Origin of the sequence: Chroococcidiopsis sp., assembly GCF_051657925.1 — a bacterium.
Classification (GTDB): Bacteria; Cyanobacteriota; Cyanobacteriia; order Cyanobacteriales; family Chroococcidiopsidaceae; genus Chroococcidiopsis.
Window position 1 is genome coordinate 1 of the sequence record NZ_JBOFLP010000241.1, and the last position, 10,311, is coordinate 10,311.

The window sequence follows — 10,311 nt, forward strand, 5'->3', positions numbered from 1 at the left end:
GGAAATCGAGAACACGAAAAGTTATTTAACGCCGCAGTTCAGTTACAGCCTAAATCTTGGTATGTCTGTTTTGATGATGTGTGGGATATTCCCCATAACATGATGACCCAAGCAGAAGGAAACGAACACGTCGATCTGTTGATTTCCCTTACCTTAGCGTATGTTGATAGCGATGCTACCTGGGCAGAAATGATGACATTGTGCGATCGCCTGAAACAAGATGATTTTCCAACTGCGATCGCACAACTTAACTTGCATGGGCGAATTGCATCTGCAATGGCGACGATTATGGGAATTATTGATACTTCTATCGAAAAACTGAAGGACTAGGATACATTCACGATCGGACTCAATTCAATAGTTTGACTTCAGCAAATTTCCAAAAACACTCAAGTATCGATCCATCCAACCGATTGCTTTGAAATAATTTTCAAACGCTTTTGGCGGGTCAGTAATGAGAGTATCTTGAGCGATTAACTGCTGAAAATCAATTTCAACTTTACCTTGGCGCAAGTTACCTCGATCGTCATAAAACTCCACGCCAGCTGTTTGCATAATTGCAATTAGCTCTTGTGCCATAATGCCATAACCAATGGTTGTGGGATGAATGCCGTCAAGAGAAAACAACCCACCTTGCTTACGTCCTGTAGCATCAGAGAGCGAAAAGCGAGAGTCTGGCTTTGGGTCTAATTTTTGCAATTGTGACGGTAACTGATATTCACCACCAATTTCTTTCCACCAACTCGGTCTAGCTCTGGGAGATTCAATATAGCGCCTCTGTGCCAAGCGATCGAGTAGTCCAGCTAGATCGAACAAATACCAATCTCGACCTTCTGTTCTTGCTTGTCGCACGGCATCAATAATACAGTCATTATATTGGTCGATCGCACTGTCTATTGCTCTGACTTCTGGTGCAGTCAAGTTTGGATGTCGGTCTTGATTGAAACCTGCATCGCTAACCCAAGGCAAAGTATAGTACGGGAAATAGCGAGAATCTTTTCTAATCTTAGTATCTACTCCACGGGCAAACGGGGCGATCGTCACGTGAGGAACTGTAGCCCAAATAACGTGACGGGCGCGAATTTGCTTAACTTCTGCCACAACCTTGTCTAACTCAGCTTTAAAATGAATCGGTCGCCAGATCGTATAGCGATCGTTGATCTCCATATCATCGTAACCTTCATCGCTCCAGGCAATCTTGAAGGTGAGGAGACTACCGAGAGCATTATTGCTACCAATCGTCATAATTAGCGTCTCGATGCCATCACCATCGCCATTTTCTCGCGTTCCCTCAGCACCAAGTGTGGTTACAGCTTGCAAAGGAGTTAATGCCTCACCTGTTTGACTCCGCACCGACGAGTTTAATACCCTCAGCGCCGCTCGTTCGTTATGGTAATCGACCAATTGACGAAAAACATCTTCTCTAGGAATCTTTCGACTCATTAATTCCTGACAGCTACTTGCATTACGAGATAGGATATTCCGTAAATCCCAACCATAAACTCCTAAATTGTGGTTAATCTCTTTTTGAGGGGGTAGTATAGTCCCTTCACCCCGCTCCCAATAATCTTCTAACTTGTCTAAATAGTTGCGTAAAAACAATAGCGTCGGGATAAAATTCCAAACATCAATGCGATCGCCTACCTTTTGTTCTAGTTCTCGCACCAACCGTTCTAAATTTAACGGCAACCCATCACCTGGAGTATTGTAAGTAGGATAGCGGAACTCAGTCCAACCCATTTCCCGAGCGATTAAGGCTGGAAAAGAAATTTGAGTCTTAAAAATTGCGCCACTTTGAAAGCCTTGAGTCAGAGAATCACCAATTGTTACTAGACGATGCTGAGGCGTACCTTCTCTATTGACTTGTACGCCAATACCAAGAGTGGGATCTGTCTCCGGCTTGCGTGCTTCAGCCCGAATGATGACATCATCCGGTGTTTTCAAGTCACGCATATCATCTGTAACTGGTTTTGCCATGTCGTCTTTACCCAATCGTGGTAAAGATTATATCTGGCATTGGTCATTTGTTATTGGTCATTTGTTATTGGTCATTGGTCATTGGTCATTTGTTGACTGACAACTGTTCACTGGTCACTGATTACTGCTCCCTGCTCCCTGTGCTCCCTGCTCCCTGCTCCCTGCTCCCTGCTCCCTATTAACTGTTAACTCTGTTGGCTGAGAACAGTATCGTGTTCTGTACTTTGCCCGTTATTGACGTTTTCCCAAGTGGGCATCAAAATCGACAAGTGTAAGCCTTTGCGACTTTCCAAATTGAGATATCGCTGTTGTAGAGTTTGCCATTGTTGCCAAGCTTTGTAATTATGCTCTGCTAATAAATCAGCGAGAGTTGGCATGGTTTTTTCAATTTTTGATTGCAAAGCATCTGCTAAAAACTCAGACAGTACGGCACTATCTTGAAATTGTCCTAAAATACTCTGAATGGCTTTTAGATCTTCAAGGTAAGTTTCGTAAGAAGCTCCATAAAAGTTAGCAAAGACTTCCATTTGATAGCGAGCGCGTTTGGTTTCTTTACGGAGGCTGTGGAGAAGAGGGGCTTTATCAGTGAGTTGTTGTTTTGCCTGTGCTGGTGTTTGTCCTGTCTGTACCACTACCTGTTCGTCTTGTAATTTGGTTCCTACTAACCAACCTGGGTGTAAAAGTAGCCTACCAACCTCAGATAGAAGTAAATCTGGTAAAGTCGCCTGAATCGGCATCTGCGCAATTGGTTGCAGTTGGGGTTGAGATAGCCATTTTTCTAAAGCCTGCTTCAGTTCTTGATAGCGATCGCCTGTTAAAGTCTCATGAACTTTAGCAAAAGCCTTCCGCCGCCGCTTATACAGATAAACCAGCGCTGTATCCAGTTGTTCTTGTTCGTCAGCAGGTAAAGCGGGTTTATATTTGTTTTCTAATGATTCTCGCAGTACGTCTAAATCTCGCAAACTGCCCAGAATTCGAGCAATTCTACCAATTTTTTTTTCTTGGGCTGGTTTCGGTAAGTCGATGGCTGGAGCAAAACCCGCGATCGCACTACGCAAGCGACGCATTCCTACGCGCATCTGATGCAATGCTTCTGGATCGCTATCTGCTATTAGGTCAGCTTCGTGTTTGAGGAATTTTTCAAAGTGCTTTTTAATTGCCAACACAGCGCGATCGCCTAAAGTATTCTTTCCGCTTAGTGTAGACGATGCCATACTTTATACCCCGCTTTATCTGCCTTACAGCCCTATCTTATTTTTGAGTTTCTCATACTAACACGCAGCCGCGATCGCCTTTATTCCACCTCAGACAGAAAGAACAGCAAAAAGCCGCAAGCAATAAGTATTTTCACTTAAGGCTTACGACTTATCCAGGCTACTCGAAATCTATATTTTGAAATTTTGAATCGATCTGAATCGCTCAATGGCGATACGCCAATCGCTAAATCTTGGTTGCTAACTTTTCGATTAGGCAGCTAATTCTTGCAACTGTGCGCGCTCCGTATTGTACTCTACGGCACTAAGCGGTAGCTGTTCTGCTTGTGGAGCTGGTACTTGTTCCAAAACCTTGACTTCAATATTGACGGACACTAGATACGTACCAGGTTCCGCACCAATAGCTTCAGCAATCAATTTTGCGATCTCTGGACGCTTGGCAGTAATTGGATCGCGCAGGATACACCGATCCCAGTCATGCTTAGCAGTGGGGTTAAGGCTGAGAATATAGTGCTTGGTCATAGAGCAATTTTGAGTTCATCTTGCATCAAATCGAGCTACCATCAAGCCTTTTTTTGCTTCAGCTAACTCGACAACATCTATCACCAGTATAGTACAAATGTACCAAATTAGCAAAGAGACAATACAATTCAAAATTCACGCATTCACATTTTCCCTGCTCCCTGCTCCCTGCTCCCTACTCCCTAATCGCTGACAACTGTTCAAACAATAATTATTGAGATAGTATGTATATGCCCCAGGGGGGGATTTACATTGTGATATATTGAATAAGATTAAAATAAGTAACAAATTTTAATATTCAATTGATTAATTCTACTTTGCCTACCTACACCACTCCCACACCTACGATTCGCTCAGTCTCAACTGAGACGAGCGATCCCATCGTCCAGCCGTCAAATTTAGAATCGTCAAACTTAGATCTAGTACAATCCATCTCAGCTCAAAAAGCCAAGCAGCAAACATGGTGGGCATTTGGAGCGGCTGTATTTTTGGTATCTGTACCAGTTTTTATCGAAGCGCCGCTGGTGCGATCGCTACCACTACTCAGTCTGGGAATAACCCTAATTTGGGTGTGGCTGAGTTTGGTATTGATGTCTCGTCCTTCTAGCCATTTATGGGGCGATATTCTCTTGGGGTTTAGCTGGAGTTGGTTAGCTGGCTCGATTTATTGGGGATGGTTGCGCTGGGAACCACTGCTACATCTTCCTGTTGAGGCGATCGGGCTACCGTTTGCGATCGTCTGTTTGCGGCGTAATTGGGGCAAAGTCGGTAATTTTTTCTATCTAGGCTCTTTATTAGGTACAGTCGTCACCGACCTCTACTTTTACATCGCCGATCTAATCCCTTACTGGAGGCAAGTCGTACAGGTCGAACCAACGTTAGTCGCACCAATTCTTCGTAGTGCCTTAGCACAACTGTATACCCCTTGGGGGTTGAGTTGGGCAGCGGTCTTAGTGTTGGTGTTGCTAGCAGGGGGAGTCTTTTCCTTGCGCGCTCGACAGACTCACTGGTGGGCATTTAGTGGAGCAGTGTTGAGTACAATTTTAGTAGATAGCTTATTCTGGCTAGCTGCGGCACTGGCTTAAATTTTTGCAGATGGCGATCGCCTTGTCTGATACTCAGGTAGTCAATAAGCTATATATTAGTTTCTGATACTAGCTGTGTGCTGATTTCAGTTGGATGCAAAGAGGTAGAGAAACTGTGAAAAAATTGATACGTTTATTAACAATTTTGAGTGTATTGGTAGGTTGTTTGGGATGGCTGGGCATATCCCAACCCGCGATCGCTGCTAATCTCAGCGATTTTAGCCTGCGTACCGTACCAATCCTAGCTGTAGAGTCTCAAGCTCAACTAGGAAATCGAGCAGATGCGAAGCTGGCAACAGACTTTGGCAAGAAAATCGATTTAAATAACACAAACGTTGCTGCTTTTCGGAGATACCCGGGACTTTATCCCACTCTAGCTCGTAAAATCGTTCAAAACGCTCCCTACGAGAATGTAGAGGACGTAATGGAGATGCCAGGATTATCCGAGCGTCAAAAACAAACTCTAGAAGCTAATCTCGGTAACTTTACCGTTACTGATGTAGAAGCTGCCTACACAATGGGTGACGATCGCTATAACAACGGCATCTACAGATAAATCCTTTTTGAATTGACAATTTAGCCTCAGCCCACCCTATTTCTAGAGTGGGTTATTTTTTACTCAGTTATCAGTTATTTGTGTAGAGACGTTACATGTAACATCTGTACAAAGTTATCAGTTAACGTTCAAAGGGAGTAGGGAGCAGAGAGCAGGGAGCAGGGAACCTCGGACGTGAAAGCATAGGATTGAAATAAGGGCTGATTATGTCTCGAAATATCCGGCTCTCGACATAATTCTTTTGATTGAACGTGTGCTTGCATCCCCTTTCCTGTAGTTTTATCTCGTACACCCCTGCTCCCTACTCCCTACTCCCTATTTTCGTCAACCAACAACACTCAACACTCAACACTCAACACTCAACCCTTGCTACAAAACCTCAACCATTTTGATGTCATAGTCGTAGGAGCCGGAGCCGCTGGACTCTACACGGCACTGTGTCTACCAAGCCACTTTCGCGTCGGTTTAATTGCAAAAGAAACGATAAATCTGTCTGCAAGTGACTGGGCGCAGGGTGGAATTGCTGCGGCGATCGCGGCTGATGATTCTCCTCAGTTGCATGTAGAAGATACGCTGCAAGCGGGGGCTGGGTTGTGCGATCGCGCATCTGTAGAGTTTCTGGCTCACAAAGCACCGGAATCCATTCAATCTTTGGTAGACATGGGGGTTGCCTTTGACCGTCGCGATCGCGAATTAGCATTAACCATAGAGGCTGCTCACTCCCGTCGTCGCGTCCTCCACGCCGCCGATACGACTGGTCGCCAGGTCATTGCTACCCTGACAGCGCGGGTTCTCGAACGCCAGAACATTCAAGTTATTCCCCAAACCATAGTTTTAAGTCTGTGGCTTAACCCCCAAACTGGACACTGTGAAGGTATTAGTCTCTTTGATAGCAATCGCATTCTCTGGTTGCGCGCTCGTGCTGTCGTCCTAGCAACAGGTGGCGGGGGTCAAGTTTTCGCCCAGACAACCAACCCCAAGTTGAGTACGGGTGATGGCGTGGCGATCGCTTGGCGGGCTGGAGCCATGCTGCGAGACTTAGAATTCGTCCAGTTTCACCCGACTGCTCTGACCAAACCTGGAGCAGACCGATTCTTAATCAGCGAAGCGGTACGCGGTGAAGGAGCGCATTTAATGGATGATACGGGTAGGCGCTTTGCTTTTGACTATCACCCAGCAGGAGAGCTAGCACCCAGAGACGTTGTTAGTCGTGCCATATACAGTCATTTGCAGCGTACCTCAGCCGATCCTGCTACTGCCTGCGTCTGGTTAGATTTGCGATCGATTCCAGAGGCAAAAATTCGTCAGCGGTTTCCCAATATCGTTCAAGTGTGTCAGCACTGGGGCATAGATGTTTTTCAGGAGCCAATTCCAGTTGCTCCCGCCGCCCACTACTGGATGGGCGGAATTGCCGCAGATTTAACGAACCACACTTCAATCCCTGGTTTGTATGCTGTCGGAGAAACAGCTAGTACGGGAGTCCACGGCGCGAATCGTTTAGCAAGTAATTCTTTGCTGGAGTGTGTCGTCTTTGGGGCGCAGATGGCTCTGTTGAAAGATGAAGTAGAAGGGAGGAAGGACGAATACACCGGATCGGATTTTAGTCTTTACCCTTTGTCGTTTAGCTTGTCAGAGATTGATTGGCTGAGCCAGCAAACCACAATTGAAGCTATCCGTTACGAACTGCCGCGTTTGGTCTGGCAGAGTGCGGGTATCTGCCGCGAACAGCAAGGATTAGAGCGGGCGATCGCGCAGGTACAATTGTGGCAACAAGCATTTATTACCCTGCCCTTGAGTCAGTTTTTGCTTCAACTTCCACCTGGACAACCAGCCCATATCAATGTTTCCGATCTTTCAGCCAATCTTCCCGCCAATTTGCTTGAGGTAGAGCAGTCTTTGCGTCTGTGGAGCGAAACCCGCAATCTACTCGATATTGCTTACTTAATTCTCAAAAGTGCTGCCTTTCGTACCGAAAGCCGAGGCGGACATTACCGCTTAGATTATCCTCATACCGAAGCTCACTGGCAAGCTCATACTCTTATACAGTACGAACAGTGGTGGAAATCGGAACCGACCGCAACTTAACAACCAATTTGCTTATCTCGTACCAGATCCGATCGTTCTACTTGGACTACCGATTGAGCTTGGCGGTTGGTAGAGCTGGCTAATTTGTTCGATCGCAGGAGGGGTGTCCGAGAAATTAGTAAAAAAATTGACTAAGGTATCAATGCTGCCAGCAATCCAAAAAGCAACCAATTGCAAGCCGAACGCGACTATAAGTATAGTAATTTTGAGACTGTCGGACATGGCTGCTGTTGGACTGCTACGCATGTACATACTCCATATTTTATCTAGAATTTCTCAGTGTTTTTACTAGCAGTTAATGTAGTTTTTGCATCTTTTATACATTTAATTGGTTTGAGCCAGATTGCTATATGCGATCGCCTCTCTCACGATCTAATGTAGAAAGCCAAGATAAACAACCAAGATAAACAATATGTGGTTATCTCTTATAGGTACTACAATCACATCGAGCAATTTACGGAACAGACATGATTTTATTCAGTAGCAAATTAAATCTCACTCTATCCGCAGAAAGAAGAGCTAGTCTCTCTATAGAGAGAAGTAAAAATTATTGATTCAAGTTAAATTCCTAAAGCTAGAAAGTCGTTTCAGCTAAAGGCAACGTAGTTTTGCATCTAGCTCTCAGCAGAGGTAAACAAAACATTTATATAAACAAAACATTAATGCCAAGGCAATTGAAGCTAATCTATCTTTAGCGGAATTTGCGTGTTGCGATCGCTAGCACAAACTAGCTTTACCTAGAGATAGCAACCGCTATCTGATAGCAGTTTTTTCCTAGCTGCTTTGCTCGGTACATTGCAGTATCAGCCTGCTTAATCAGACTATCAATAGTGTTGCAATGCAGGGGGTAAACGCCAATTCCCACACTAGCTGTAATTGAAAGAGCTTGTTCGTTAAGCGCAAAAATCTCGGACAGAGTTACCAAAATCTTATTTGCTACTTTTTCGGCAACGCTGACTTCTGGAATTGCAGGCAAGATAACGGTAAATTCGTCACCACCCAAACGAGAAACAATATCGCTGTGACGCAAACACCCCGATAGTCTTTGGGAAACAGCAACTAACAAGCGATCGCCCCAGTCATGTCCTAAAGTATCGTTGACCTGTTTGAAACCATCTAGATCGATATACAATAGCCCTACCAACAACTGATGGCTTTGCGCCCAAGCAATTGACTGGTTCAGATGTTCGAGGAATAGCTGTCGATTTGGTAAACCAGTCAGTGGATCGTGTAAAGCCAGATGGCGGAGTCTTTGTTCGGAAAGCTGTAGCTCGGTATTATATTGGACTAAATCCGCCGTCTGACGCTTCAGTTCCTCTTCCAACCGCTTGCGTGCCGTGATATCTCGAATAACACCCACTAGATATAGATTGCCAGCCGCATCTCGATGGAGCGATCGCTTCGTAGAAATTAAATGAGTCGTCCCGCTGGCATCGCTAAATTCTTCTTCGTGTTCCATGGTCGTGCCACTACGAAAAACCAGATCGTCCTGCTGGCGAAAAACTTCTGCTTCTTGGGGAGAAAAAAAATCGGCTTCCGACTTATTAATTAATTCTGCTAACGGATAACCAATCAGGCGACAGTAAGCTTCATTCAATACGATCCAACGATACTTTTTATTCTTGACAAAAATCGGATCGGGAATTGTATCAATTATCCCCTGCAAAAAATCTTTAGAGCGCTTGAACTTCTCTTGCAACTGAGCGTTGCAAGCAGTCATTAGACCGGATACAGCAAATAGCGCCAGTAAAGGTGGGACAATAGGCAGCCACCAACCTTGAAGAAAAGCAAGATAAGTAATGCTAATTAAGCATAAAGCCGCCAGCAGCACGTAAATTGTGGAATAGACGATCTGCCAACGGCAACTGAGATTTGCTGCTACCACGATCCAAGCCACTATCCACATGCTTTCCCAAAAGTCCGACCAGACGTGGATTAAGGGGCGTTCTCCTAAAGCTGCGCTGACAATTTGGCTAACAAAATTCGCATGTAGTTCTACTCCGGCAATCGGTTGAGCTGCTCCCCATAGGGGACTGGCGCTATCGGGAGTATAGAAAAAATCCTTTAAGCTAGGGGCAGTAGAACCAATAATGACAATGCGATCGCAAAATATTTCTGCTGGTACTCGCTTAGCCAGTACGTCACTCATCGACACTCGGAGAAAATTCGTGCTGGGGTGACGAAAGTTAGCGAGAATTTGATATCCACCAGCATCAGCACCGACATAGCTACCATCGTGAGGCTGAAAGCGGTGAAACACGGCTTGACCCAAACGCAACGCCTGAAAATTCTTCTCGATTAATGGGGACGCGATCGCTTCTGCTTTCAGGTACGTTAAAGCTAATTTCAAATCAAAGCTTTCATGTAGTTTTGTAGGTGTAGACCAGTACAGCAACCCTCGCCTCACCCTACCATCAGCATCTAAGACAACATTGTTAAAACCAACGCGATCCAGTCGCTCCAAAAAGGGCGATGGGGCGACCTTGGAGCGATCGCCCAGTTGTTCTATGCCAACTAAATTGTCAATGGTAGTCAAAGCTTGGCGTAATTTCTGCTGACCTGGAGGTACCGGCAAGTCGCGATAAATATCTAAACCTATAGCGCGAGGCTTGCCAACACTCACTTTTTGCAGCAATTCTGCAACTACCCTATCTGGTAAGGGCCACTGCCCGACTTGCTGTAAATCTGCCTCATCGATCGCCACAATTGCCATCCGTGCGTCTTGTGCTTCCCAAGGACGCAGGCGAAAAAACCGATCTAAAGCCGCCCACTCCAAAGGCTGTAATAAGCCACTGAAGCGTAGCAACAAGCAAATAGCAGCGCTAAAAATTGTAATCCAAACTCGCTGTTTACGAGATAGCAAAGGAGGGGT

At 45.3% G+C, this 10,311-nt stretch carries 8 protein-coding genes and 1 pseudogene; 4 read left to right on the forward strand and 5 right to left on the reverse strand.

Translation table 11 applies throughout. The features are described from left to right. Positions 1-330: pseudogene (locus ACRC32_RS19610) on the forward strand (alpha/beta hydrolase); the annotation flags it as partial. A gap of 24 nt (positions 331-354) precedes the next feature. Here the strand turns inward: ACRC32_RS19610 and ACRC32_RS19615 are convergent. From ACRC32_RS19615 to ACRC32_RS19625, 3 genes are all read right to left on the reverse strand, one after another. Further along, positions 355-1,977, reverse strand: coding sequence for a hypothetical protein (locus ACRC32_RS19615; protein ID WP_438555549.1), 1,623 nt, complete (start codon positions 1,975-1,977; stop codon positions 355-357). A 185-nt stretch (positions 1,978-2,162) separates the two neighbouring features. Further along, positions 2,163-3,191: a CHAD domain-containing protein gene (locus ACRC32_RS19620; protein WP_438555550.1), complete on the reverse strand. Its 1,029-nt coding sequence runs from the start codon at positions 3,189-3,191 to the stop codon at positions 2,163-2,165. Between the two features lie 252 nt (positions 3,192-3,443). Next, positions 3,444-3,713, reverse strand: coding sequence for a hypothetical protein (locus ACRC32_RS19625; RefSeq protein WP_015155503.1), 270 nt, complete (start codon positions 3,711-3,713; stop codon positions 3,444-3,446). Between the two features lie 302 nt (positions 3,714-4,015). Here ACRC32_RS19625 and ACRC32_RS19630 point away from each other — a divergent pair, with 302 nt between their 5' ends. From ACRC32_RS19630 to nadB, 3 genes are all read left to right on the forward strand, one after another. After that, the gene (locus ACRC32_RS19630; protein ID WP_438555551.1) at positions 4,016-4,798 is read left to right on the forward strand and encodes a DUF3120 domain-containing protein; all 783 of its coding nucleotides are present in this window, start codon (positions 4,016-4,018) and stop codon (positions 4,796-4,798) included. A 115-nt stretch (positions 4,799-4,913) separates the two neighbouring features. Then, a complete protein-coding gene (psbU, locus tag ACRC32_RS19635; protein WP_438555552.1) occupies positions 4,914-5,354 on the forward strand; it encodes a photosystem II complex extrinsic protein PsbU in 441 nt (146 codons plus the stop codon). A gap of 366 nt (positions 5,355-5,720) precedes the next feature. Next, positions 5,721-7,439 carry an L-aspartate oxidase gene (gene nadB, locus ACRC32_RS19640; RefSeq protein WP_438555553.1) on the forward strand — a complete coding sequence of 573 codons (1,719 nt, stop codon included), beginning with the start codon at positions 5,721-5,723 and terminating at the stop codon, positions 7,437-7,439. A gap of 12 nt (positions 7,440-7,451) precedes the next feature. Here nadB and ACRC32_RS19645 read toward each other — a convergent pair whose 3' ends face one another. Then, positions 7,452-7,685, reverse strand: a complete 234-nt coding sequence (locus ACRC32_RS19645) for a hypothetical protein (RefSeq protein ID WP_438555554.1) — start codon at positions 7,683-7,685, stop codon at positions 7,452-7,454. 487 nt (positions 7,686-8,172) lie between these two features. Further along, entirely contained in the window at positions 8,173-10,302 is a 2,130-nt protein-coding gene (locus ACRC32_RS19650) for a CHASE2 domain-containing protein (protein ID WP_438555555.1), read from the reverse strand. Between the last annotated feature and the right edge of the window lie 9 nt (positions 10,303-10,311).